We start from the raw sequence: 24,779 nt of genomic DNA, 5'->3' as shown, positions 1-24,779 counted from the left end.
AGTTTACTGGCTGTGGGCGGCCCCGCGACCCCCGTCCCACCGTGCGGCGACGGCGAGTCGGTGGACACCGGGTGACGGGTGGGCGAACGAGCCCGTCAGATCCAGCCGCGCTTGGCCGCCTGGACCCCGGCCTGGAACCGCGTCGAGGCGTTCAGGTGGTCGAGCATCCGGCGTACGCGACGCTCGACCGTGCGCTGCGAGATGCCGAGCTGGCGCGCGATCGTGGCGTCGGCCGCCCCGGAGGTGAGCAGCGTCAGGATGTCGGCGTCCTTGGGGTCGAGGACGACGCCCTCGCCGACCACCTCGCCGTCGCGGCCTCGCCACGGCAGGCCGGTCTGCCAGGTGCTGTCGATGACCCGCCTGATCACGGCACTCACCCCGGGGTGGGTGATCTGCAGGCCGATGATCGAACCGCCGGGGTCGTCGATGTCGACCACGCACATGCCCGCGTCGGACACGGTCGCGGTGAACGGCACCTGGGTGCTGAACCGGACCTGGTCGCCCACGCGCCGCCGGATCTCCACCGCGCGGTGCAGGTTGGGATGCTGCAGCAGGTCCTTGTCGAACGACACCCGGAGGTGGATCTCGCGGCCCTCGGCGTTGAACACCGGCTCCTCGTGGGTCTCCTCGGGCTGGTCGAGCATGTGCAGGACGCGAGGCGAGGCGCGCCGCATCGAGACCACGTCGTCCTCGGCGCCGGCGAACAGCTGTCCCATGGCGCCGCTGATCTCGTCGAGCGTCCGCAGCAGCTGTACGCGGACGGGCAGCTCGTCACCGCGGCGCGCGGCGGTGCTGCTCTCGTGCAGTCGCGTGAGCCCGACCATCGAGGAGCGGACGGCACGGGCCCGCTCCTCCAGGCGGGAGGCGTACGAGCCCAGTGCCCGCTCGGGAGGGAACACCGCCCAGCGTTCGGAGTCGACCCGTCGTACGAGCCGTCCCGACTCCAGGGCGTGCAGCGCCAGGGCGAGGTCGTCCTGCGACGCGTCCGGGTCGATCTCGGCGCGCAGCTGGTCGGCCGTCACGGTCGGGCGCTGCAGCAGTGCGAGGTAGACGTTGGCGGTCAGGTCGCTGCCGAGCAGGTCGCCGAGACCGCGGCGTGGTGCCCGGCTCGGCTCGGTGAACTCCTGATGGACGTCCGACATCGCTCTCCCCTCGTGTGGCGGATTCCCGACGTTGACTGTAGTCCGACAATCTCAAATGGCCCCACGCCGACATGTCGTGCCATATTTGAGCTTGCCGGTCCTCGGACCGGGCGAGCATTTTGGACGTGTCGCCGACCCCCGTGGCTGACCCCTTTGCTCGCAGCGCGGGCTCTCCCGGGAGACCTCCCCCCTGACTTCCGGGGGAGCCCGCCTACTCTCCTTCCTCCTCACCGCCCCGCGGCGCCGTCCGTACGCCGGGGCCTACCCTCGTGTCCGTGAAGATCCTCGTCATCGGCACCGGCGCCCGTGAGCACGCGATCGTGCACGGGCTCTCTCAGGACCCCCAGGTCGACGCGATCATCGCGGCACCGGGCAACCCCGGCATGGCGCTCGTCGCCGACTGCCGCCCTCTGCCGGGAGGTGTACTCGACGGTGAGGGCGTCGCCGACCTGGCGCAGGAGGTCGCCGCCGACCTGGTGGTGATCGGCCCCGAGGCGCCGCTGGTCGCCGGTGTCGCCGACTCCGTACGCGCTCGCGGCCTCGCCTGCTTCGGCCCGTCCAAGGACGCTGCACAGCTGGAGGGCTCGAAGGCGTTCGCCAAGGAGGTCATGGCCGCGGCCGACGTGCCGACCGCACGCTCCTACGTGTGCGACACCCTCGACGAGGTCACCAACGCGCTCGACGCGACCGGTGCGCCGTACGTCGTCAAGGACGACGGCCTCGCCGCGGGCAAGGGCGTCGTGGTGACCGACGACATCGACGCGGCCGTCGAGCACGCCCAGGCCTGTCTCGACGCCGGCTCGTCGATCGTGGTCGAGGAGTTCCTCGACGGACCTGAGGTCTCGCTGTTCTGCATCACCGACGGGCAGACGGTCGTGCCGCTCGCACCCGCGCAGGACTTCAAGCGCGTCGGCGACGACGACCAGGGGCCGAACACCGGTGGTATGGGGGCGTATTCGCCGCTCGACTGGTTGCCGGACGGGTTCGTCGACGACGTCGTGACGCGCATCGCGCAGCCCACGGTCGACGAGATGCGTGGCAGGGGAACGCCTTTCGAGGGTGTCCTCTACGTCGGGCTCGCGCTCACGTCGCGCGGGCCGCGCGTGGTCGAGTTCAACGCACGCTTCGGCGACCCCGAGACCCAGGTCGTGCTGGCCCGGTTGCGTACGCCGCTCGGCTCGCTCCTGCACGCCGCGGCGCGCGGTGTGCTCGTCGACCACGCCGAGCTGGCCTGGCGTGACGAGGCCGCCGTGACCGTGGTCGTCGCGTCCGACGGCTACCCGGTCGCGCCTCGCTCGGGCGACCCGATCAGCGGTCTCGACGACCTCGACGACGCCTACGTCCTGCACGCCGGCACGGCCACCGGCGACGACGGCGTGCTCGTGTCCGCGGGCGGTCGGGTGCTGTCCGTGGTCGCGCTCGGCGACGACCTCGCGCAGGCGCGGCAGCGGGCGTACACCGCGGTCGGCCGCATCGAGCTCGAGGGCTCGCACCACCGCACCGACATCGCGCTCAAGGCGCAGCAGGGCGAGATCACCGTCTGACGGACTGCGCGCCGCCACTGCCCGAACGGCCAGAACAGCAGTGGCGGCTCGCACTCCGCGCGCGGCTCAGTCGGGGCGTAGGCCGGCGGCCGGCGCGAGCCTGAACCCGAGGGCGCCCATCAGCACCGCCGTGGCGATGATGACCGCGAAGACCCAGCCCTCCAGGTGATCGGCGCGGGTCGCGACGAGTGCCCCGCCGAGGGCCGTGCCGACCGCGCCCGACAGCGACGCGGCCATGTTGGACGCCGCGCTGTTGGCGCCCTCCTCGCCCTTCTTCGACAGCCGGAGCATCTGCGTCGACAGTGTCGGGGATGCGACACCCATACCGAGCCCGGCGATCGACCACAGCACCAGAGCCGGTACCAGCGGGATCGCGTCGACGGCGAGCAGACCCGGCCCGGCGAGGCCGACGGTGATCGCACCGAACCCGAACCGCAGCCGCGTCGTCGGCGCGAACCTCGCCTGCACCGCGTCGAGGCCGTGCACGAACGAGCCCGTCGCCCAGAACACGCCGGTCAGTGTGAGCGTGACGCCGGCGAGCGCCGGGCTGAGCCCGCGTGTCGTGGTGAGCATCAGTGGCAGGAACGACCCGGCCGTCCCGAACGCCGCAGCGGCCAGCCCACGCGATGCGGTGACGGCGGGGATCCCGACGGTGCCGGTGAGCGTGCCGTCCGGGAGGACCCGGCGTACGAGCAGGGCCAGGCCCGCGACCGCGGTCACCATCACCGTGAGCGCGACGGTGACCCAGGCGGTGCCCGCGAGCGAGCCGGCGGCCGTCACGACGGCGAGCAGCGCGGCGGCACCGGCGGCGCTGCGCGCGACGGTCCGCTGGTGGGCGTCCCACGAGGCGAGGGGCTCGACCGGCGTACGCCGCATCGACGGCAGCAGCAGCGCGAACGACGGCACGAGCAGCACGACCGCGAGCAGGAACACCCAGCGCCAGCCGAGGTGCTCGGCGATCAGACCCGCGACCGACGGCCCGACCAGCGAGGGGACGACCCACGCGGCGGCGAACGTCGCAAAGACCTTGGCGCGCAACGACTCCGGCAACGCACGAGCCATCAGCACGGTGAGCCCGATGTCGAGGAACGCCTCGGCGAACCCGGACAGCAGCCGGCCGAACGCGAAGACCAGCATGGTCGGCGCGAGGCTCGCGAGCAGCTGTCCGACCGCGAACGTCGCGGCGCCCAGACGCAGCACGCGGGTCGGGCCGCCGCGGTCGGCGAGCGCTCCGGCGACCGCGGTCGCGACGACGTACGTGATCATCGGCGCCGCGCTCGCCGCGCCGAACAGTGTCAGCCCGTCGAGCTCGTCCGCGACGACGGGGAGCACGGTGCCGGTCGCGCGGTTCTCGAACGCGCCGAGCGTCACGAGCGACACGGCGCCGACAGCGAACGGCAGGTAGGTCGCGAACAGGAGCCTTGGCGGCGCGGAGGTCGTGGTCACCCGCGACACTCTTGACCCTGAAGTCGACTTGAGGTCAAGGTCGTTGTCGTCGACATCTCTGAGAAGCGCCGCGAGTGGGCGGTGCTCAGGTGGTCCGGGACGGGTCGGTCTGAGAAGCGCGCCCAGTGGGCGGTTCTCAGGCCGTGTGAGCGCCTGCGAGAATCGCGGCCATGACGACGCCGCTCGACCTGCCCGGCTACGCCCACGTCTACTCCGGCAAGGTGCGTGACCTCTACGCACCGCTCGACGCCGACGGCACGCCGCGTGAGGACCAGCTGCTGCTGGTGGCGTCCGACCGCATCTCGGCGTACGACCACGTGCTCACCACCGAGATCCCCGACAAGGGCGCGGTACTGACGCAGATGTCGCTGTGGTGGTTCGAGCAGCTGGCCGACATCGTCCCGCACCACGTCATCTCCACCGACGTGCCCGAGGCCGTCGCGCGCCGGGCCGTGCTCGTCGAGCGCCTCGACATGGTGCCGGTCGAGTGCGTCGCGCGCGCCTACCTCACCGGCGGCGGACTGGGCGAATACACCGCGACCGGCACGGTGTCCGGCATCGCGCTGCCCGAGGGGCTCGTCGACGGCTCGAAGATGCCCGAACCGATCTTCACACCGTCGTCCAAGGCGCCGGCCGGTGAGCACGACCAGCCCATCTCGTACGACGACGTGGTCGCCGAGGTCGGCGCCGACCGGGCCGCCGAGCTGAGCGACCTCACCCGCCGAATCCTGGTGCGCGGCAACGAGATCGCCACCGAGCGCGGCATCATCATCGCCGACACCAAGGTCGAGTACGGCTACCGCCCGGACGGCCAGGTCGTGCTCGCCGACGAGGTGCTCACGCCCGACTCGTCGCGCTTCTGGCTGGCCGACCAGTACGAACCCGGTCGCACCCAGGCTTCGTACGACAAGCAGTTCGTCCGCAACTGGCTGACCTCGGAGGCGAGCGGCTGGGACAAGGCGTCCGACACGCCACCGCCTGCGCTGCCCGACGAGGTCGTCGAGCAGACGCGCGCGAAGTACGTCGAGGCCTACGAGGCGCTCACCGGTCAGACGTTCTGATCGGGCGCGACTCAGGCGAAGACCGCGTCCAGGCTCGGGATGCGCGAGCGGTACGCCCAGAGCAGCTGGCGCGCCACCACCGCCGAGTCGACCAGTGGGTGCAGCGCCATCGCCTGGCGTGCGAGTCGCTCGGACCTCTCGCGCGCGGCGCGGATGACGAGCTGCTCGACGGCCTTGACCTGGTGAACCAGCCCGGCCGGGTGCCCGGTCAGGGGCGCGACGTGATCAGGGCGCGGCCCCTCGCGCCCGACCGTGCACGGCACCTCGACGACGGCGTCGGCCGGGAGCCACGGCAGCGTCGTACCGTTGCGCACGTTGACCACCAGCCGCTCCGGCTCACCACTCACGATCGCACGCAGCACGGCGACGGCGACCTGCTCGTAACCACCTGCAAGGACGGCCTCGGGGTCGCGCTCGCGGCCGCTGTCACGGCGTTCCTGCCCGTACGAAGCCTCGCGCTCGCCGCGCACGAACTGCCACTGCCGCAACGCATTTCGCGGGTTGGTGTAGACGCGGTTGTAGAAGCGGGTCTGCTGGTAGAGGAGGTATTCGCCTCGCGTCTCGGGGCCGCCCTTGATCGCTGAGATCGCATCGCGGGTGAAGTAGAAGTAGTAGAGGTACTCGCTCGGGATCATGCCGAGGTCTTGCAGCCACTCGGCCCCGAACAGCCGGCCCTCCTCGAACGACGTCAGCCGCCGGGTGTCGGCGAGCAGTGCGGGCAGCACGTCGGTGCGACCGAGCGGGAGCGTGCGCAACCAGCCGAGGTGGTTGAGGCCGACGTAGTCGCAGGAGTCGGTGCGGATGCCGAGGGCGCTCGACGCGCGCCGGCCGAGGCGGGTCGGTGAGTCGCAGACGCCGACCACCCGCTCGCCGAGCACGGCCTGCATGGCCTCCGTGACCAGACCGGCCGGGTTGGTGAGGTTGATGACCCACGCACCCGGCGCGTACGCCGCGACGGCCTCGGCCACCTCGACCGCGACGGGCACGGTGCGCAGGCCGTACGCGACCCCGCCCGGACCGGTCGTCTCCTGACCCAGCAGGTCGGCGTCGAGAGCGACCCGCTCGTCGATGGCGCGCCCGTCGAGCCCGCCCACCCGGATCGCCGACAGCACGAACGCGGCACCGCCGACGGCGTCCTCCAGCAACGACGTCGTCCGGACCGACGGACCGCCGCCGTCAGCGCGCAGCTGCGACAGCACCAGGTCCATCACGAGCAGCCGGCGCACGTCGACGTCGTAGAGGACGACCTCGGAGACCGATCGCAGAGCGGGGTCGCGCTGGAGCGCGGAGTAGAGCAGCGGAGTGCGGAACCCGCCGCCCCCGAGGACGGTGACCTTCATCAGGTCCACGATCCCAGCCGGGGACGGCGCCCGCTGGCTGTTGGCGAAGGTCCCGCCTACGATCCTCGGCGTGACTGCCCAGACCGCCTCGCCGGACGAGCCCGTGGAGTCCGGCGACGCCGGGCTCGATCCCGACGACCTCGCGACGGTGCTGCGGGTCATGGAACAGCTGCCGACCCTGCCGGCCGACCACCCCGACATCCAGACGGTCAAGCGGGCCACCGGGCGGATGTACAAGCAGATCCGCAAGGCTCGCCGCCGTGAGGCCAAGCGCCCGGCCCTCGAGCACGACATGGCGATCCTGGAGGCCACCGCCACCGGGTCGCCGATGCGGATCGACGACGAGACCCAGGGCATCCTGCTCACGTCGACCACGACGGCGTCGTACGCCGGCGAGCTGATCAACCCGCGCGGCTGCTACATCTGCAAGGCCGACTACACGCTGGTCGACGCGTTCTACCACTGGCTGTGCCCGACCTGCGCCGAGAAGTCGCACGCCAAGCGCGACCAGGGCACCGACCTCACCGGTCGCCGCGCCCTGCTGACCGGTGGCCGCGCCAAGATCGGCATGTACATCGCGCTGCGGCTGCTGCGTGACGGCGCCCACCTGACGATCACGACGCGCTTCCCGCGCGATGCCGTGCGGCGGTTCGCCGCTCAGGAGGACTCGGCCGACTGGATCGACCGCCTCAAGATCGTCGGCATCGACCTGCGCGACCCCACCCAGGTCGTGGCGCTCGCCGACGAGGTGGCCGCGGCCGGCCCGCTGGACATCCTCATCAACAACGCGGCCCAGACCGTACGCCGGTCGCCGGGCTCGTACAGCCGGCTCGTTGACCTCGAATCCGCCCCACTGCCAACAGATCTCGCGCTGCCGGACGTCGTGACGTTCGACCGCATCAGTGAGGCGCACCCGGCTGCGCTGCTCGGCACGTTCAAGCAGCACGCCGTCGCGCACCACGAGGACGAGTCGGTCGAGGAGGCCGAGGCCCGACAGCTGGCGTCGCAGAACGCCGCGTCGATGACGGCGCTCGCGCTGCAAGCCGGCCACGCCAGCCTCGACGCCCACCTCGCCGGCACGGCTGTCGATGCGGGCGGTCTGCTGCCCGACACCCAGCGCAACAACTCCTGGACCCAGCGCGTGCAGGAGGTCGACCCGCTGGAGCTGCTCGAGGTGCAGCTGTGCAACTCCACCGCGCCGTTCATCCTGATCTCGCGACTCCGCCCGTCGATGCGCGCGGCGGTCGAGGCGGGCGCGCGGCGGGCGTACGTCGTCAACGTGTCGGCGATGGAGGGCCAGTTCTCGCGGCGCTACAAGGGCCCGGGCCACCCGCACACCAACATGGCCAAGGCCGCGCTCAACATGCTCACGCGCACCTCGGCGGGCGAGATGTTCGAGACCGACCGGATCCTGATGACGGCCGTCGACACCGGGTGGATCACCGACGAGCGCCCGCACGACGAGAAGCTGCGCATCGCCGCCGAGGGCTGGCACGCCCCGCTCGACCTGGTCGACGGCGCGGCCCGCGTCTACGACCCGATCGTGCGCGGTGAGCGCGGCGAGGACATCTACGGCTGCTTCGTCAAGGACTACGAGCCCAGCCCCTGGTGAGGACGGCGCTGGTCAGCTGGGCTTGCGGCGACGTGAGCGTGGCTGACAGTGGCGGCACCAGAACAGGTTGCGGGCGGCCATCTCCGTACGACTCACGGGCGTCTCGCACACCAGGCAGGGCAGGCCCTCGCGGCGATAGACGTAGACCTCGCCGCCGTGCTTGTCGACGCGCGCTGGGCGTCCCATCGCCTCGGGCGTGTGCTCGGGCAGCACGGTGTCGATGCGGCCGTCACGCACCCCGAGCGGCATGAGCTCGACGAGGTCGTCCCACATCGCCTCGAACTCACCCCGTCGCAGGAACCGGCCCTGCATGAACGGGTCGATGCGCTGCCGGTAGAGCACCTCCGCGCGATAGATGTTGCCGACGCCGGCGAAGATCGTCTGCTCCATCATGAGCGCGCCGATGGCCTTGCGGGACCTACGGATTCGCTCCCAGGCGACCTCAGGATCGGCATCCGAGCGCAGTGGGTCGGGGCCGAGCTTGTGGACGATGGCGGCGACCTCGGCGGGGGAGCGCACCGCGACGACGGTGGCACCGCGCAGGTCCATCGTCATCGGCGGCTCGTCGGCCGACAGCCGCCAGCGCACCTCGCCCACGACCGGCGGCGCCGACTCGGCGGTGAAGAAGAACTTGCCGATCAGGCCGAGGTGGATGTTGACCTGCTGCTCGATGCCCTCGAAGCGCACGAACATCTGCTTGCCGTAGGCCTCGGCGTGGTCGAGCAGGTGCCCGTCGAACAGCGCCGCCTCGTCGCTGAACCGCCCCTGCGGGCTGGTCGAGCGCACCGGCCGGCCACCGAACGAGCGGGTGATCTCGCCGGCGATGCGGTGGACGACGTGGCCTTCGGGCACGGGTCAGCCGACGTGGGCCCGCGCGTTGCGGAACATCCGCAGCCACGGGCTCTCCTGCTCGATCGGCCCGTCGGTCCACGACATCTGCACGTTGCGCTGGACCCGCTCGGGGTGCGGCATCATCGCGGTGAACCGGCCGTCGGGCGTCGTCACAGCGGTGAGCCCCTCGGGTGAGCCGTTGGGGTTCGCCGGGTACGACGAAGCCGCCTCTCCCTGCGCGTCGACGTAGCGTACGGCGCGATGCACCGAGGCGAGGTCGCCGCGGGCGGAGAAGTCGGCGTACCCCTCACCGTGGGCGACCGCGATCGGCAGCCGGCTGCCGACCATGCCGCTGAAGAAGATCGACGGGCTGTCGAGCACCTCGACCTGCGAGAGGCGGGCTTCGTACTGCTCGGACACGTTGCGGGTGAAGCGCGGCCACGCCTCGGCGCCGGGGATGTGGTCGGCGAGCGCCGCGAACATCTGGCAGCCGTTGCAGATGCCGAGCCCGAACGTGCCTGTGCGGTGGAAGAACTCGTGGAACTGGTCGGTCAGGCGCGGGTCGAACAGCACCGAGCGCGCCCAGCCCTCACCGGCGCCGAGCGTGTCGCCGTAGGAGAACCCGCCGCACGCGACGAGGCCGGTGTAGTCGGCGAGCGACGTGCGGCCCTGCTGCAGGTCGGTCATGTGCACGTCGTAGGTGTCGAAACCCGCGCGGTCGAACGTGAACGCCGTCTCGACGTGGGAGTTGACGCCCTGCTCGCGCAGGATCGCGACCTTGGGTCGGGCGCCCGCGTTGAAGAACGGCGCTGCGATGTCGTCGGTCGGGTCGAACGTCGGGTTGACCTGCAGCCCAAGGGAATCCGAGCCAAAGGCCTCGTGCTCCTGGTCGGCCGACTCGGGGTTGTCGCGCAGGCGGCTGATGCGCCACGACACCTCGTCCCAGGCCTGGGCGAGGTCGCGCAGCGGCTCGTCGATGACGGTCTCGCCGGCGACCTGCACGCGCACCTGACGCTCAGCGGTCGGGCCGCCGACGACGCTGACGAGCTCGTCGCCGAGACCGGCGGCCTCGAGGCGGTCGAGCACGACGTCGAGGTGCTCGTCGGGCACCTCGATCAGGGCGCCGAGCTCTTCGGCGAACAGCTCGGCGACCGAGCTCAGGCCGAGCAGCTCGACACCGCAGCCGCCCGCGAACGCCATCTCGCACGCGGCCGCCCACAGCCCACCGTCGGAGCGGTCGTGGTACGCCGTGATCAGGTCGTCGCCGCGCAGCGCGTTGACGGCGTCGACGAGGCGTACGAGGTGGGCCGGCTCGTCGAGGTCGGGCACCTCACCGCCGAACTCCCCTGACACCTGGGCGAGTACGGACCCGCCGAGGCGGTTGCGCTCGGCGCCGAGGTCGATCAGGACGAGTGAGGTCTCGGGTCGGTCGCCACCGCCACCGCGCAGCTGCGGGGTGAGCGTGCGGCGTACGTCGGGCAGCGACGCGAACGCCGTGACAACCAGGGAAACCGGCGACGTGACCTGGCGCGCCTCACCGTCGGCGTCCCACTTGGTGCGCATCGACAGCGAGTCCTTGCCGACCGGCACGCTGATGCCGAGAGCGGGGCACAGCTCCATCGCGACGGCGTGCACGGTGTCGTAGAGCGCGGCGTCCTCACCGGGCTCACCGCACGCAGCCATCCAGTTGCACGACAGCTTGACGCCGCGCAGCGTGATCGGGGCGGCGAGCAGGTTGGTGATCGCCTCGCCGACGGCCATCCGGCCCGACGCGGGCGCGTCGACGGACGCGAGCGGGAAGCGCTCGCCCGTCGCCATCGCCTGACCGGCCAGCCCGGTGAGGTCCGACAGCGTCACCGCCACATCGGCCACGGGAACCTGCCACGGGCCGACCATCTGGTCGCGGTGGGTGAGGCCGCCGACGGTGCGGTCGCCGATGGTGATGAGGAATCGCTTGCTCGCGACGGTCGGGTGGCGCAGCACGTCGTACGCCGCCTGCCGGACGTCGAGACGCGTCACGTCGAGCGGGTCGCAGCCGCGCTCGACACGGCTGACGTAGCGGGTCATCCGCGGCGGCTTGCCGAGCAGCGTCTCCATCGGCATGTTCACGGGCGCGTCGCTGGTCGAGCCGTCCTCCCCGCTGGTTGAGCCGGACGAGGCGCTAGCCGAGTCCGTGTCGAAACCAGGCGCGGCCTCAGGAGACTCGGCGACCACGAGCTGGCCGTCGGCCTGCGCGACGCCGACGACGGCGTACGGGCAGCGCTCACGGTCGGCGAGCGCCGCGAACCGGTCGAGCGACTCGGGCGCGAGGGCGAGGACGTAGCGCTCCTGGCTCTCGTTGCACCAGATCTCCTTGGGCGCGAGGCCGGACTCCTCCAGCGGCACCGCCGACAGATCGAAGCGGGCGCCGAGGCCGGCGTCGTCGACGAGCTCGGGGAAGGCGTTGGACAGGCCGCCCGCGCCGACGTCGTGCACGGCCAGCACCGGGTTGTCGTCACCGAGCGACCAGCAGTGGTTGATGACCTCCTGCGCGCGCCGCTCGATCTCGGGGTTGCCGCGCTGCACCGAGTCGAAGTCGAGGTCGGCGGCGTTGGTGCCGGACGCCATCGACGACGCCGCGCCACCGCCCATGCCGATGCGCATGCCGGGGCCGCCGAGCTGCACCAGCAGGGTGCCCTCGGGGAAACGGACCTTCTCGGTCTGGCTCGCGTCGATCGAGCCCAGCCCGCCGGCGCTCATGATCGGCTTGTGGAAGCCACGGTGCACACCGGCGACGTCCTGCTCGTACACCCGGAAGAACCCGCCGAGCCCGGGCCGACCGAACTCGTTGTTGAAGGCTGCCGCGCCGATCGGGCCGTCGAGCATGATGTCGAGCGGCGAGGCGATGTGCTCGGGGCGGCCGTAGTCGTCGCCCTCCCACGGCTCGTCGGTGCCGGGCAGCCGCAGGTTGGAGACCGCGAAGCCGGTGAGCCCGGCCTTGGGCTGCGAGCCTCGACCGGTGGCGCCCTCGTCGCGGATCTCGCCGCCGGCACCCGTGGCTGCTCCCGGGAACGGGCTGATCGCGGTCGGGTGGTTGTGCGTCTCGACCTTCATCAGCACGTGCGCGTCGGTCTCGCGGGCGCCGTATCGCGTTGGCCCGTCGGGGGATTCGGGGATCCAGCGGGTGATCTTGCCGCCCTCCATGATGGAGGCGTTGTCCTTGTAGGCGACGACCGTGCCCTCGCCGGCGACCTTCTCGGTGTGGCGGATCATCCCGAAGAGGCTCGACGTCTGCACGTCACCGTCGACGATGAAGTCGGCGTTGAAGATCTTGTGCCGGCAGTGCTCGGAGTTGGCCTGCGCGAACATCATCAGCTCGACGTCGGTGGGGTTGCGCTGCAGCCCGGTGAACGCCTCGACGAGGTAGTCGATCTCGTCGTCCGACAACGCCAGCCCGTACGCCGTGTCGGCCTCCTCGAGCGCCGCGCGCCCGCGGGCCAGCACGTCGACGTGCTCCAGCGGCTCGGGCGTGCGCTCCTCGAACAGCAGCGCGCCGTCCTCGGGGCGGTCGAGCACCGACTCGGTCATCCGGTCGTGCAGCAGGGCCGCGACGGCGGTGCGCTGCTCGTCGGTGAGCGGCTGGTCGAGGGGGTGGACGACGTCGTACTCGGTCGCGCGCTCGACGCGGTGCAGGTCGATGCCGCAGTTGTGCAGGATGTCGGTGGCCTTGGAGGCCCACGGCGAGATGGTGCCGAGGCGGGGCGCGACCACCAGCGTCGTCGCACTGCCCGGGACGGGAGGTGCGGGAGGACCGTACGTCAGCAGCTGGGTGACCTTCGCCCGTGTCGTCTCGTCGAGCTCGGCCTCGCTCGCGACCCAGTGGACGTGGCGCGCGACGACGTCGGTCACCTGCGGCGCGACGGCCCGGAGGCGTTCGAGCAGGGCCCGGGTGCGGAACGGCGAGAGGGCGGCGCCCCCGTCGACAGTGGTCAGCACAGGGGCGTGCGACGAGCTCATGTCAGGTGTCTCCGGGGGCTGTTCGAGCGGGGGAGGGACCGCTCAAGGTTACCGACCGGCTTACGACGGCCCGTCACCGCGGCGTCGCGGGCGGGATGAGCTTCCAGCTGCCCTCGGAGATCACCTCGACCGTGCCGTCGACGACCGTGAGGGCGGTGTCGTCGTCGATCGCGTAGGTCGGGGCGGGGATCGTGGCCGCCCACGCCTCGACCTCGGCCAGCGGAGCGCCGTGCGCGTCGGGGTGGTCGAGGTGCGGGACGACCGTGAAGTCGACCAGCCCGAGCCCGTGCTCGGCGTCGTCAGCCATCGGGTGGCCGTCGGGCACGAAGCCGAGGTCGAACTCTGCGTCGACGTTGTGCGACGTGACCGCGATGGCGCCGGCGCTCACCCCGACGTAGACCGTGTCGGTCAGTGACGGGAACAGGTCGGCCAGCCCGGACGCGCGCAGCCAGTGGGTCAGGTAGAGCACGTCGCCGCCCCAGACCAGCAGCGCGTCGGCCTCGCGGACGGCGGGCACCCACATCTCGGGGCGGATCGTCGGCAGGGCGGTCAGCTCGAGGACGCCGAGCGTCCTCCAGCCCAGACCGACGAGCTGGTCGCTGCGGCTGCCGGACATCGCGTCCCACGCCATCCCGGCGCCGCCGCCGAACGGGTAGACGCCCGTCGGGACGAACAACGCGCTCGCCTCCTCGACCGGCTTGCCCAGCAGGTCGACGAGCGCGCCACGGATGCTGGGGTTGGTGACGCCCTGCGAGGTGAGCAGCAGCCTCATCGGACCAGGCCGTAGACCCGCTCGACGTGCAGGTGCAGCGGGATGCGCTCGTCCGCCACCATCGCCCGGCGGTAGTCGTCCCAGTCGGGGTGCTCACCGTTGGCCGCGCGGTAGAGGTCGATCAGCTCCTCGACACTCGCGTCGTGCTCGTCCCGGGCCACGGGCAGCAGCTCGGCGCGGGCCTCGGCGACGGCGTACGACCAGCCGTCCTCGGTCTGCGCCTGCACCGATGCGCGGGGGTCGCGGCGCAGGTTGGCGGTCTTGGCGCGTCCGGCGGTGATCGAGACGCGGATCAGGTCGCACTCGCGGTCGTACACGTAGGTGACGTTGGACAGCTGGGGGCGGCCGTCTCGCTTGAGCGTGGCGAGCACGCCCAGCTGTCGTGAGGCGATCAGGTCACGGAGTGCGTCGTCGCTCATGCGCACATCGTCACACTGCCGGGCGACAGACCGGCAGGTTTCGCAGAAGCGCCGCAGGTGCCGCGTCAGCCGAGCCACCCGCGCACGATCTGCTGCAGCTGGTACGCGCCCAGCGCCGCGAGCAGCAGCGTGTAGGCGAGAACCAGGCCGCAGCCCAGCAGGCCCCAGTCGAACTCGCGTGTCCCTGGCTCACCCGACCAGCGCTCGACTCCTGTGCGCTCTGCTCTCGGGAGTGAGCGCAGGTCGTGCCGCAGCTGGTCGAGTCGGGCCTGGCTAATCGTCCCTTCGGTGGGGGTGTCGACGTGCCAGGCCAGCTGGCTGAGCATCTCGCGCGGATGGCGACCGCGCGAGCGCGCGTACGCGAGGACCTCGTCGTCCGTGGCGTCCTCCAGCACGTAGCCCCAGCGTCCGGCTTGAGCAGGATCGAGAGCGGCGCGGCAGGCATCGCGCAGCGCCCGTCGTATCTCGAAGTCACCCGGGTACTGGGCGCGCAGGCTCGTGAGCCGTTGCCGTGCCATGCCCGCGTCGCCGCGCTCGATGTCGGCGGCTGCGCGCGCCAGCGTGTCCTCGATCGCCACGTCGTCTCCTTCCGGTCGCCGCAACCTAGCGCTCGCCGGCCGTGCGCACCGCGTGATTTCGCTGCGAGGCGGCGTGCCAAGGTCGGGCATGCGCACGGTCCTGCTCGTCCGCCACGCCATGCCCTCGGTCGACCCGACGACCGACCCGTCGACGTGGCCGCTGTCCGACGAGGGCCGCGCAGCCGCAGCTGATCTGTGCGCTCGCCTGCCCGGCGACGCGGTGCTCGTGGCCAGCGACGAGGTCAAGGCGTGGCAGACGCTGGAGCCCGCAGGCGTCGTACGCCGGGACGCTCGGCTCGGTGAGGTCGTGCGTGACGAGCCGTTCGGTGGCGACTTCAGGGCACGTCGCAGGGCATATATTGAGGGTGCTGACCACTCGGAAGGGGAGCCGAGAAAGCTTGTGGCGCAACGCTTCTCGGCAGTCGTCGCGGATGCGTTGTCTGGCGTCGGTACGCCAGTGCTCGGGACCCATGGCATGGCGCTCACCGTGTGGCTGACGTCCGGCGGGGCGCTCGCTGACCCGGGTGGGTTCTGGGGGGCGCTGCCGTTCCCCGCGCTGATCGAGGTCAACCTCACGGAAGGCGGTGCTCGGCTCGCCACTGAGCCGTGCTGACAGGGCTTGCTGTCACCTGACACGTGATGCAGGTCGTGCCAGGAGCGAGCAAGCCCTGTCACCAGGAAGAGAGCGCGTCAGCGCAGTCGCCAGCGGCCCGGGTCAGGCGGTGGGGGCGACGGCTCGCCGATGTCGTCGAACGCCGTCGCCGCCCGAGCGCGTCGCGCCAGGTCGGCCGTCCCGAGGACGCCGGTCGGGAAGTCCGCTCGGGCCGTACGGCGCCGCAGCTCGTCGACGTCGAACGGCGAATCCGAAGCAACGACAACGAGATTCCCGTAGCGCTTGCCCTTCAGCACCTCCTGCAGGGTGACCGCCGCGACGTGCGGAAACGCCGGCAGGAGCGTCGCGATGGCGCGGGCGACGTAGCGCAGGCCCGGCTCGTCGGCAAGATTCATCAGCAGGAGGCCGCCGGGCCTGATCACGCGGCTGGCAGCCGTGGCGAACGCCGCCGACGTGAGGTCGGCCGGCACCCGGCCGTCGTCGTACGCGTCGAGCACCACGACGTCAGCGCTCGCGTCCTTCAGCGCGGCCATGCCCTGGGCCCCGTCGACGGGCCGGACGCGGATGCGGTGACCGCGGGGGAGGGGCAGCTCACGGCGTACGAGCTCGGTCAGCTCGGCGTCGGGCTCGAGCACGATCTGCGGCGAACCGGGACGCGTGTGCTCGACGTAGCGCGCGAGCGTGAGCCCTGCGCCGCCGATGTGGGTGACGCCGACGCGCTCCGGCGCCGATGGTGTCAGCGCGTCGAGTGCGAGGGCGAGGTGCTGGACGTACTCGAACACGAGCAGCTCGGGGTCGTCCGGCTGGACGTACGACTGCGGGTGCCCGTCACGGACCACGGTGACGCCGCCCTGCTCGTCGCGGACCAGCTCGATCTGACTCACGCGCAGACAGTAGTGGCCGCCTCGGCCGGATCGCCCCACCGGCGGCTCCGGTGTGTGATCCTGACCACACTTTACTTGTGAGTAGCGCCACACTTGTGTGCCAGGAGCCCAGGACCCTCAGGAGCACCCATGCTCGTTCGTACGACCGCTGCCGCCGTCACGTCGGTCGCAGCCGCCCTCGCGCTGATCGCGGCGCCGGCCCACGCCGAGACGTCCCGCGGCGTCGAGATCCCCGCGTTCTACGACCCGCCCGCCTCGGTGCCCGCGGCTCCCGGCACGCCCATCCGCGGCGAGCCGATGCCGCTGGCGGTCAACCTGCCGGTGGTCTTCCCCGGCACCTCGACGCGCCTGATGTACTCCACGACCGACTCCAGCGGCAAGGCCACCGCGGTCACCGGAGCGCTCATCTCCTCGACCAAGGCCTGGACCGGTTCGGGCCCACGCCCTGTCGTCGCGTTCGCGGTCGGCACCATCGGCCAGGGCGACCAGTGCGCACCGTCGTACGGCCTGGAGCACCCGGTCGTCCTGGGCGTCGGTGACGGCACGACGACGTTCGGCGTCAACTACGACATGGCGCAGATGACGTTCCTGCTCAACAAGGGCTACGACGTCGCGCTCACCGACTACGTCGGCCTCGGCACGACCGATCGGCTGCACACCTACGTCAACCGGGCCGACCAGGCCCATGCGCTGCTCGACGTCGTGCGCGCTGCCCGGCAGGCTCCGGGGTCGCGCGTGACCGCGCAGACCCAGGTCGGCCTGTGGGGCTACAGCCAGGGCGGCGGTGCCGTCGCGGCCGCGGCCGAGGAGCAGCCGTCGTACACCGCCGACGTCAACCTCGTCGGCTCGTACGCCGGTGCCCCGCCTGCCGACCTCGAGGCCACCATCAAGGGCGTCGACGGCAACCTGATCGCGGGCGTGCTCGGGTTCACGATCAACGGTCTGCGTGAGTCGTACCCGCAGCTCAAGCCGGTCATCGACGCCAACCTCAACGCCAAGGGCGCGGCGGCGCTCGACAGCATCTCGACCGCGTGCATCGGTGACGCGATCGGCAGCTACGCGTTCGCGAAGTCGACGTCGTGGACCAAGGACGGCCGCTCGCTCTCGCAGATCGTGGCCGCTGATCCGGGTGTCCGCGCCATCGTGCAGGAGCAGCGCATCGGTACGCGCAAGCCCACCTCGCCGGTGCTCGTCACCTCCGACCTCGCCGACGGCACCGTCCCGCACGCCCAGGTGCGACGACTCGCCGTCGACTGGTGCGGCAAGGGTGCGCCGGTGACCTACAAGGGTCTCGGTCTGCCGCCGCTGCCCGGTGACACCGACCGACTCGCCGTGCACCACCTCGCGGGGGCGGCCGAGGGTCTGCCGAGCGCGCTGTCGTGGCTGAGCGACCGGTTCGCGGGCAAGCCGGTGACCAACAGCTGCGGCTCGCTCGGGGCGTAGCACCGCTCGACGCGTTCGGCGGGGCGGCAGGATGGACCCATGCCGCCCCGCCGACGCATCGATCCCACCGATGGCCGCGCGGCCGTCGTCCGCTGGCACGCCGACCCGGCTGCCGCTGACCGTACGACGACCGCCACCGCCGTCCGATACACGCTCGAAGAGCTCTCACTCCAGGCGCCCGGTCACAGCGTCGAGGTGCGGGTACCGCCGTTCGGGGCCGTGCAGGTGATCGAAGGTCCGCGGCACAAGCGCGGCACTCCGACGAATGTCGTTGAGATGCAAGCAGATTCGTGGCTTCGGATCGCCACGGGTCAGATCACCTGGGACGACGCCGACCAGGCCGGCCTCCTGCGTGCGTCGGGCCAACGGGCCGACCTGTCGGCGTACCTGCCGCTGATCCCGCTGGACGCCTAGTCTCGGCAGCATGCGATTCGGGATCACGATGCTTCCGGAGTATCCGTGGGCGCAGGCCGCCCCGCTGTGGCGGCGCGCCGAGGAGCTCGGCTTCGACCACGCGTGGACGTACGACCACCTCGTATGGGGCGGACTGCCCGACTCTCCCTGGTACGGCACGACACCCACGCTGACGGCCGCAGCGATGGTCACCTCGACGATCCGGCTGGGCACGTTCGTCACCTCGCCCAACTACCGACACCCGGTGACGTTCATGCGTGACCTGCTCGCGCTCGACGACGTGTCGGGTGGCCGGTTCATCTGCGGCATCGGCGCCGGCGGCGACCTCGACTCACGCCTGCTCGGCGGCCCTGACCTGAGCGGGCGCGAGCGGTACGAACGCCTCGAGGAGTTCACCGTCCTGCTCGACCGGCTGCTGAGAGAAGACCACGTCACCTCCGACGGCACGTACTTCTCCGCCCGCGACGCTCGTACGCTGCCGGGTCCGGCTCGCGCGCGCATCCCGTTCGTCATGGCGGCCAACGGTCCTCGCGCGCTGCGGCTCGCCGCGCGCACCGGCCAGGGCTGGGTCACGTACGGCAAGCCGGGCGGCACGTACGAGCAGTGGTGGGACTCGTTGCGCGAGGTGTCCGCTCGGCTCGACGACGCGCTCGACGCAGAGGGGCGGTCGGCCGACGGGTTCGAGCGGCACCTGAACCTCGACCCCTCGCCGTTCTACTCGCTCACCAGCGTCGAGCAGTTCGAGGACGCCGTCGGGCGGGCGAGCGAGCTCGGGTTCAGCGACCTGATTGCGCACTGGCCTCGGACGACCGACCCGTACGGCGGCACGGTGGACGTGCTCGAGACCGTCGCCTCCGACGTGCTGCCGCGCTGGCGTTGAGCCGGTCTCTGCCCGAGAGCGCACGAACGGCCCGTCACCTCGTCGGTGGCGGGCCGTTCGTGCGCAGTGGCTCGATCAGTCGTCGAGCGGCAGGGGCGACGTGCTCCAGTCGTCGCCGCCGGACGCCTTCGGAGGCTCAGGCTTCTTCTCGGGCTCGGGCTCGGGCTCGGGCTCAGGCTTCTTGTCGGGCTCGGGCTTCTTGTCGGGCTCGGGCTCGCTCGGTGCCTGTTCGTCCTGCGCCGGCGCCTGCTCGGGCGCGGCGCTCGTGGGAGCCGGTGTGCTGTCGTCGAGCGGCGGGGGCGGAGTACCCCAGTCGTCGCCACCGGAGGTTGCGGCGGCCGGCGCGGGAGCGGCTTCCTTCTTCTCGACCGGTGCTGCCGCGGGCTCAGGCTCGGACTGCGCTGCGGGCTTGGTGTCGTCGAGTGCGGGCGGCGGGGCGTCCCAGTCGTCGCCACCGGAGCTGGCCGGTGCAGCCGTCGCGGGAGCGGATGCGGCGGGCTTGGAGTCGTCGAGTGCGGGCGGCGGGGCGTCCCAGTCGTCGCCGCCGGAGCTGGCCGGTGCGGCCGTCGCGGGAGCGGATGCGGCGGGCTTGGAGTCGTCGAGTGCGGGCGGCGGGGCGTCCCAGTCGTCGCCACCGGAGCTGGCCGGTGCGGCCGTCGCGGGAGCGGATGCGGCGGGCTTGGAGCCGTCGAGTGCCGGTGGTGCTGCGTCCCAGTCGTCGCCATCGCTGGAGGCTGCGGGTGCAGCGGTGGCGGGCTTGGAGTCGACGGCGGGCGGCGGGGCGTCCCAGTCGTCAGCCGCGGGTGCGGCGGCTGCGGGCTTGGAGTCGACGGCGGGCGGCGGGGCGTCCCAGTCGTCAGCCGCGGGCTCGGTCTGTGCGACCGGCGCGGCAGCGGCCGCGGGCTTGGAGTCGACCTTGGCTGCGGTCTCGCCCTTGTCGGACGTCTTGGCCGCGGGTGCGGGCTTGGCCTCGGCGCTCGTGGGGGCGGCCTTGGTCTCGCCCTCCTGCGCAGGCGCGCTCGCGGAGTCAGCGGACTCGTCCGTCTCGTCCTGACGGCCGATCTTGTCCTTGGCATTGACGCCGTGGATGCCGACGGAACCACCGCGCGACTTGTTCGGATCACGCATGAACCACCACGCGATCGCAGCAAGAACGACCAGGACGACAAGGAGCCAGACCCACTTCATGACCCCGAACCCTACGCAGCAGTAGTTCTCCGCACCACAGGAGCCACGATGTGGCCACCCGGGGCGCGTCCAGGGCGACCATCTACCGTGGAGGACGTGTCTGATGCCGAGCCCGACCCTTCCGAGCGCACCCGCACCACGCTGCGTCCGGTGCGCCGCGCCCCCAACTTCGCCCAGTTCCTGATCACGGGCACGGTCGTCGGCGTCCTCCTGGGTCTGTGGGTGGGCTCGCGCGACGGCTCGGGCGGCTACTCCGACACGACGGCCATGGGCTTCTTCGCGGTGATCTTCGGCGGCCTCGGCGCCCTGCTCGCCGGCGCGATCGCCGTCCTCATCGACAAGCGTTCGCTGCGCTGAACGACGGGCCCTCGCTGCGCTGAGCGACGGGCCCTCGCTGTGCTCGGCCACGGCGGTCACGACGTCCGCGGGCTGACGCGATTCCGTCTCAGGTGAACGCGCATGGAACACTGGTGGGCGTGGCTGGCGACGGACGTCTTTCGCACGACCTGATTCCTGGTGAGAAGGGCCCGCAGGACGCCTGCGGGGTCTTCGGTGTCTGGGCTCCCGGTGAGGAGGTCGCCAAGCTCACCTACTTCGGCCTCTACGCCTTGCAGCATCGCGGGCAGGAGTCAGCCGGCATCGCCACGAGCGACGGCGACAGCATCCTTGTCTACAAGGACATGGGCCTGGTCAGCCAGGTCTTCGACGAGACGAGCCTGGGCTCGCTGCGCGGCCACCTCGCGATCGGCCACACCCGCTACTCCACGACCGGCGGCAGCACCTGGGAGAACGCCCAGCCCACCCTCGGCGGCAGCGAACGCGGCACCGTGGCTCTCGCCCACAATGGCAACCTCGTCAACACCGTCGAGCTGAGCGAGCTCGTCAAGGAGCGCCTCGGCGGCCGTCGCAGCAAGGGCGAGCTCGCCCGCGGCAACACCTCCGACACGGCCCTCGTCACGACGCTCCTGGCCGCCGACCCCGAGCAGAGCCTCGAGGAAGCCGCCATGGACGTCCTCCCGCGGCTGCGCGGCGCGTTCTGCTTCGTGTTCATGGACGAGAAGACGCTGTACGCCGCCCGCGACCCCCACGGCGTACGCCCCCTGGCCCTGGGTCGGCTGGAGCGCGGCTGGGTGGTCGCGTCCGAGACCGCGGCGCTGCAGACCATCGGCGCGAGCGTCATCCGCGAGGTCGAGCCCGGCGAAATGATCGCCATCGACGAGAACGGCCTGCGCAGCCACCACTTCGCCGAGCCGCAGCCCAAGGGCTGCGTGTTCGAGTACGTCTACCTCGCTCGCCCGGACGCCGTGATCCGCGGCCGGGTCGTCCACGAGGCGCGCGTCGAGATGGGCCGCCAGCTGGCGCGTGAGCACCCGGTCGACGCCGACCTGGTCATCGGCGTACCCGAGTCGGGTGTGCCTGCCGCGACGGGTTATGCGCAGGAGTCCGGTATCCCGTTCGGGCAGGGCTTCGTCAAGAACGCCTACGTCGGCCGCACGTTCATCCAGCCCAGCCAGACGCTGCGCCAGCTCGGCATCCGCCTCAAGCTCAACCCGCTCGAGCACAACATCAAGGGCAAGCGGATCGTCGTCATCGACGACACGATCGTGCGCGGCAACACCCAGCGCGCCCAGATCCGGATGCTCCGCGAGGCCGGCGCGGCCGAGATCCACGTGCGCATCTCGGCGCCGCCGGTCGAGTGGCCCTGCTTCTACGGCATCGACTTCGCCACGCGCGCCGAGCTCATCGCGCCGGGCCTGCAGGTCGAGGAGATCCGTGCCTCCATCGGTGCCGACTCGCTCGGCTACATCTCCGAGGAGGGCATGATCGCGGCCACCGAGCAGCCCGAGTCGCAGCTGTGCCGCGCGTGCTTCACCGGTTCTTATCCCATCGAGCTGCCCGAGGACGGCCACATCGGCAAGCACGTCCTCGAGACGTTGCCGATCCAGGTCCGCACCGGCCACGACGCCTCGATCCAGCACCGACCGCAGGACACCGTGCCGTCACGCGACGGGCAGGACGCCGAGGGCGTCTCGCTCGGCCTGTCCGGCGGCGGCGAGAACGCCCTGCTCCACCCGTGAAAGGTCCTTCCGTGAGCGATTCGCCGATCACCTATGCCGAGTCCGGAGTCGACGTCGAGGCCGGTGACAAGGCCGTCGAGCTGATGAAGGACTCCGTACGCCGGGCGCAGCGTCCCGAGGTGATGGGCGGCCTGGGCGGCTTCGCGGGTCTGTTCGACGCGTCGGTGCTCGCGCGCCTCGCGCACCCCGTGCTCGCCACCTCGACCGACGGGGTCGGCACCAAGGTCGCGGTCGCGCAGGCGATGGACGTGCACGACACGATCGGGTTCGACCTGGTCGGCATGGTCGTCGACGACATCGTGTGCTGCGGCGCCGAGCCGCTCTACATGACCGACTACATCGCCACCGGCAAGGTCGTGCCCGAGCGGATCGCCGCGATCGTGTCCGGCATCGCCGCCGCGTGCGAGCAGGCCGGCGTCGCCCTCATCGGCGGCGAGACCGCTGAGCACCCGGGCCTCCTGGCCCCCGACGAGTACGACGTCGCGGGCGCGGCCACCGGTGTCGTAGACAAGGCCGACCTGCTCACGCCTGACCGTGTTCAGGTCGGCGACGTCGTCCTGGGCCTGGCCTCCAGCGGCCTGCACTCCAACGGCTACTCGCTGGTGCGCAAGGTGTTCGCGAGCCAGGGCTGGGACTACGACCGTGACGTGCCCGAGCTGGGTCGCACGCTCGGTGAGGAGCTGCTCGAACCCACCCGGGTCTACTCGGCCGACCTGCTGCAGCTGATCCGCACCGAGGGCATCGACCTGCACGCGTTGTCGCACGTGACCGGTGGCGGTCTCGCGGCCAACCTCGCGCGGGTGCTTCCGCAGGGTGTGCTGGCCACGGTCGAGCGCAGCTCGTGGAACCCGGCACCGATCTTCGACCTGGTGCAGACGTTGGGTCAGGTGCCGACGGCCGACCTGGAGCGCACGCTCAACATGGGCGTCGGATTCTGTGCGGTACTGCCCGCTGACCAGGCCGATCTCGCGATCGAGGTCATGGAAGGTGTGGACATCCCGACGTGGGTGCTCGGCGAGGTGCAGGACCTCACGGCCGGTGACCCGGCGTACGGGGAGATCGTCAGTGGAGCCAAGGGCGTCGACGCGGGGGCCTGCCAGATGGTCGGGCAGCACCCGAAGATCTGAGGTCGCAGACCCCCGACGTCAGCGCACGCAGAGGGAGAAGGGCGAGCCGCTCAGCGGTCGCCCGACGCCCACTTCTCGTAGTCGCCGTAGTCGTCGTCGCCCTGATCGTCCTCGCTCGAGGCGTGCTCCGCCTCACGTGAGGAACTCGACGCACTCAGCTCACGCTCGAGTGCGTTCAGGTCGGTGTCAGGGGAGAAGTACTTCAGCTCCCGTGCCACCTTCGTCTGCTTGGCTTTGGCCCGGCCGCGCCCCATGGCGTGACCCCCTCTGTGTTTGCCCAGGGCGGCCAGAAATGCCCGCTGCCGCAGAGCGACAACAGGCACGCCGGAGGCCCTTGGGGATCTTCGGTCATGTCGTGTGACAAACGGTACCTCAGGCGGAGCCTGTCTCGCTCACCGCCATACCGTTCATGAGATGTTGACCCCGTCATTGCGGGTCAGAGGCGCGTCGCGACTCAGAAGTCGTCGTCGCGCAGGCGCCCGCGGGCGAGCACTGCCCCGCCCCCGATGAGCAGCAGGGCCACCACGGCAGCGCCGATGATCAGCACCGGATGGTTGGCCGTCTCGTCGGTGCCGACCTTGTCGACCGGCAGCGGGCCGGGGTCGGTGGAGGTCGTCGACGACGACCCGGTCGCCGCTGCGCTGGTGGCGCTCGAGGTCGTCGTACCCGTGTCGGCCGCGGCGCCCAGGGGACTCAACCCCAGCCCGAGCACGACGAGGGCGAGCAGCGGGAGCAGGACACGTCGGCGCACGGGCGCCAGCCTAGGCTCTCGGACGTGACTCCCGCCGCCTACACCACCGTGCAGGGCAGCACCGAGGCCGAGCACGAGGTCAAGCGGTCGCGGTTCCTGTGCCACCTCGAGCGTGTCGACGACGAGGCGGCGGCGCGCGCCGTGGTCGAGACCGCGCGCTCCGTGCACTGGGACGCCCGGCACCACGTGTCGGCGTTCGTGCTCGGGGCCGACGGCGCGGTGCAGCGCTCGTCCGACGACGGCGAGCCCTCGGGGACGGCCGGTACGCCGGTGCTCGACGTCCTGCGCGGCCGTGAGGTCAGTGACGTGGTCGCCGTGGTGACGCGATGGTTCGGGGGCACGCTGCTCGGTGCCGGTGGGCTGGTGCGGGCGTACGCGGAGGCCGCTCGACTCGCGCTCGACGAGGCCACGCTCGTACGACGAGAGCTGGTGCTGCTGGGCACGGTCGTGGTCGACCACGCCGATGCGGGGCGGATCGAGAACGACCTGCGGACGCGTGGCCTGGCCGTGCAGGGCACCGACTACGCCGAGCGCGCGACGGTGCGTGTCGGGGTCGCGCCCGCGCAGGTCGACGAGGCGCACGCCTGGGTCGCAGCCGCGACAGCCGGCCGGTCGAGCCTGGAGCTCGCGGGGGAGTCCTGGGTCGACCGGCCGATCTGA

At 71.5% G+C, this 24,779-nt stretch carries 23 protein-coding genes; 11 read left to right on the top strand and 12 right to left on the bottom strand.

The window, feature by feature from the left end; all coding sequences use genetic code 11:
* Positions 1–95: 95 nt before the first annotated feature.
* Entirely contained in the window at positions 96–1,142 is a 1,047-nt protein-coding gene (locus tag VV01_RS15960) for a helix-turn-helix transcriptional regulator (protein ID WP_050670740.1), read from the bottom strand.
* A 275-nt stretch (positions 1,143–1,417) separates the two neighbouring features.
* On the opposite strand from VV01_RS15960, the gene purD reads away from it, so the two are divergent.
* Entirely contained in the window at positions 1,418–2,686 is a 1,269-nt protein-coding gene (purD, locus tag VV01_RS15955; RefSeq protein ID WP_050670739.1) for a phosphoribosylamine--glycine ligase, read from the top strand.
* Positions 2,687–2,752: 66 nt separating this feature from the next.
* On the opposite strand, the gene VV01_RS15950 is transcribed toward purD, so the two are convergent.
* Positions 2,753–4,132, bottom strand: a complete 1,380-nt coding sequence (locus tag VV01_RS15950; RefSeq protein WP_197275066.1) for an MFS transporter — start codon at positions 4,130–4,132, stop codon at positions 2,753–2,755.
* A gap of 170 nt (positions 4,133–4,302) precedes the next feature.
* On the opposite strand from VV01_RS15950, the gene VV01_RS15945 reads away from it, so the two are divergent.
* A complete protein-coding gene (locus tag VV01_RS15945; RefSeq protein ID WP_050670737.1) occupies positions 4,303–5,193 on the top strand; it encodes a phosphoribosylaminoimidazolesuccinocarboxamide synthase in 891 nt (296 codons plus the stop codon).
* Between the two features lie 11 nt (positions 5,194–5,204).
* On the opposite strand, the gene VV01_RS15940 is transcribed toward VV01_RS15945, so the two are convergent.
* Entirely contained in the window at positions 5,205–6,533 is a 1,329-nt protein-coding gene (locus tag VV01_RS15940; RefSeq protein WP_050670736.1) for a family 4 glycosyl hydrolase, read from the bottom strand.
* 160 nt (positions 6,534–6,693) lie between these two features.
* On the opposite strand from VV01_RS15940, the gene VV01_RS15935 reads away from it, so the two are divergent.
* On the top strand, positions 6,694–8,145 hold the full coding sequence (locus tag VV01_RS15935) for an SDR family NAD(P)-dependent oxidoreductase (RefSeq protein WP_082221251.1): 1,452 nt from the start codon (positions 6,694–6,696) through the stop codon (positions 8,143–8,145).
* 12 nt (positions 8,146–8,157) lie between these two features.
* Here the strand turns inward: VV01_RS15935 and VV01_RS15930 are convergent, their stop codons facing one another.
* The 5 genes from VV01_RS15930 to VV01_RS15910 all read right to left on the bottom strand — a co-directional run bounded on the left by VV01_RS15930 (position 8,158) and on the right by VV01_RS15910 (position 14,741).
* Positions 8,158–8,997, bottom strand: coding sequence for an Fpg/Nei family DNA glycosylase (locus tag VV01_RS15930; RefSeq protein ID WP_050670734.1), 840 nt, complete (start codon positions 8,995–8,997; stop codon positions 8,158–8,160).
* Between the two features lie 3 nt (positions 8,998–9,000).
* A complete protein-coding gene (gene purL, locus VV01_RS15925) occupies positions 9,001–12,972 on the bottom strand; it encodes a phosphoribosylformylglycinamidine synthase (protein ID WP_050670733.1) in 3,972 nt (1,323 codons plus the stop codon).
* 73 nt (positions 12,973–13,045) lie between these two features.
* Positions 13,046–13,744: a Type 1 glutamine amidotransferase-like domain-containing protein gene (locus tag VV01_RS15920; RefSeq protein ID WP_050670732.1), complete on the bottom strand. Its 699-nt coding sequence runs from the start codon at positions 13,742–13,744 to the stop codon at positions 13,046–13,048.
* Positions 13,741–14,163, bottom strand: a complete 423-nt coding sequence (locus VV01_RS15915) for a PPOX class F420-dependent oxidoreductase (protein WP_050670731.1) — start codon at positions 14,161–14,163, stop codon at positions 13,741–13,743. The genes VV01_RS15920 and VV01_RS15915 overlap by 4 nt, the downstream gene beginning before the upstream one ends.
* Positions 14,164–14,228: 65 nt before the next feature.
* Positions 14,229–14,741: a DUF6584 family protein gene (locus tag VV01_RS15910; RefSeq protein ID WP_050670730.1), complete on the bottom strand. Its 513-nt coding sequence runs from the start codon at positions 14,739–14,741 to the stop codon at positions 14,229–14,231.
* A gap of 88 nt (positions 14,742–14,829) precedes the next feature.
* Here VV01_RS15910 and VV01_RS15905 point away from each other — a divergent pair, with 88 nt between their 5' ends.
* Positions 14,830–15,354 (top strand): histidine phosphatase family protein, encoded by a 525-nt coding sequence (locus tag VV01_RS15905; RefSeq protein ID WP_050670729.1) that lies wholly within the window; start codon positions 14,830–14,832, stop codon positions 15,352–15,354.
* Between the two features lie 77 nt (positions 15,355–15,431).
* Here the strand turns inward: VV01_RS15905 and VV01_RS15900 are convergent, their stop codons facing one another.
* Positions 15,432–16,277: a spermidine synthase gene (locus VV01_RS15900; RefSeq protein WP_331456457.1), complete on the bottom strand. Its 846-nt coding sequence runs from the start codon at positions 16,275–16,277 to the stop codon at positions 15,432–15,434.
* A 90-nt stretch (positions 16,278–16,367) separates the two neighbouring features.
* Between VV01_RS15900 and VV01_RS15895 the strand changes: the two genes are divergently transcribed.
* From VV01_RS15895 to VV01_RS15885, 3 genes are read left to right on the top strand one after another with little or no spacing between them, the layout of a single operon-like run.
* On the top strand, positions 16,368–17,681 hold the full coding sequence (locus tag VV01_RS15895; protein WP_050670728.1) for a lipase family protein: 1,314 nt from the start codon (positions 16,368–16,370) through the stop codon (positions 17,679–17,681).
* Between the two features lie 39 nt (positions 17,682–17,720).
* The gene (locus tag VV01_RS15890) at positions 17,721–18,095 is read left to right on the top strand and encodes a sterol carrier family protein (protein ID WP_050670727.1); all 375 of its coding nucleotides are present in this window, start codon (positions 17,721–17,723) and stop codon (positions 18,093–18,095) included.
* A gap of 10 nt (positions 18,096–18,105) precedes the next feature.
* Positions 18,106–18,975 (top strand): LLM class flavin-dependent oxidoreductase, encoded by an 870-nt coding sequence (locus VV01_RS15885; protein ID WP_050670726.1) that lies wholly within the window; start codon positions 18,106–18,108, stop codon positions 18,973–18,975.
* Positions 18,976–19,050: 75 nt separating this feature from the next.
* Here the strand turns inward: VV01_RS15885 and VV01_RS15880 are convergent, their stop codons facing one another.
* Positions 19,051–20,163: a hypothetical protein gene (locus VV01_RS15880; RefSeq protein WP_050670725.1), complete on the bottom strand. Its 1,113-nt coding sequence runs from the start codon at positions 20,161–20,163 to the stop codon at positions 19,051–19,053.
* Between the two features lie 96 nt (positions 20,164–20,259).
* Here VV01_RS15880 and VV01_RS15875 point away from each other — a divergent pair, with 96 nt between their 5' ends.
* From VV01_RS15875 to purM, 3 genes are all read left to right on the top strand, one after another.
* Entirely contained in the window at positions 20,260–20,520 is a 261-nt protein-coding gene (locus tag VV01_RS15875) for a hypothetical protein (protein WP_157508875.1), read from the top strand.
* A gap of 113 nt (positions 20,521–20,633) precedes the next feature.
* The gene (gene purF, locus VV01_RS15870; protein ID WP_050670723.1) at positions 20,634–22,241 is read left to right on the top strand and encodes an amidophosphoribosyltransferase; all 1,608 of its coding nucleotides are present in this window, start codon (positions 20,634–20,636) and stop codon (positions 22,239–22,241) included.
* 11 nt (positions 22,242–22,252) lie between these two features.
* The gene (purM, locus tag VV01_RS15865) at positions 22,253–23,368 is read left to right on the top strand and encodes a phosphoribosylformylglycinamidine cyclo-ligase (protein WP_050670722.1); all 1,116 of its coding nucleotides are present in this window, start codon (positions 22,253–22,255) and stop codon (positions 23,366–23,368) included.
* A 50-nt stretch (positions 23,369–23,418) separates the two neighbouring features.
* Here purM and VV01_RS15860 read toward each other — a convergent pair whose 3' ends face one another.
* Both VV01_RS15860 and VV01_RS24440 read right to left on the bottom strand, forming a co-directional pair.
* On the bottom strand, positions 23,419–23,622 hold the full coding sequence (locus tag VV01_RS15860; RefSeq protein ID WP_050670721.1) for a DUF3073 domain-containing protein: 204 nt from the start codon (positions 23,620–23,622) through the stop codon (positions 23,419–23,421).
* Between the two features lie 200 nt (positions 23,623–23,822).
* Entirely contained in the window at positions 23,823–24,119 is a 297-nt protein-coding gene (locus tag VV01_RS24440; protein WP_050670720.1) for a hypothetical protein, read from the bottom strand.
* 24 nt (positions 24,120–24,143) lie between these two features.
* On the opposite strand from VV01_RS24440, the gene VV01_RS15850 reads away from it, so the two are divergent.
* A complete protein-coding gene (locus VV01_RS15850; RefSeq protein WP_050670719.1) occupies positions 24,144–24,779 on the top strand; it encodes a YigZ family protein in 636 nt (211 codons plus the stop codon).

Source organism: Luteipulveratus halotolerans (assembly GCF_001247745.1).
GTDB classification, from domain to species: domain Bacteria; phylum Actinomycetota; class Actinomycetes; order Actinomycetales; family Dermatophilaceae; genus Luteipulveratus; species Luteipulveratus halotolerans.
Note: the sequence above shows the minus strand (reverse complement) of the source record. Positions and strands in the feature narration are given on the sequence as shown.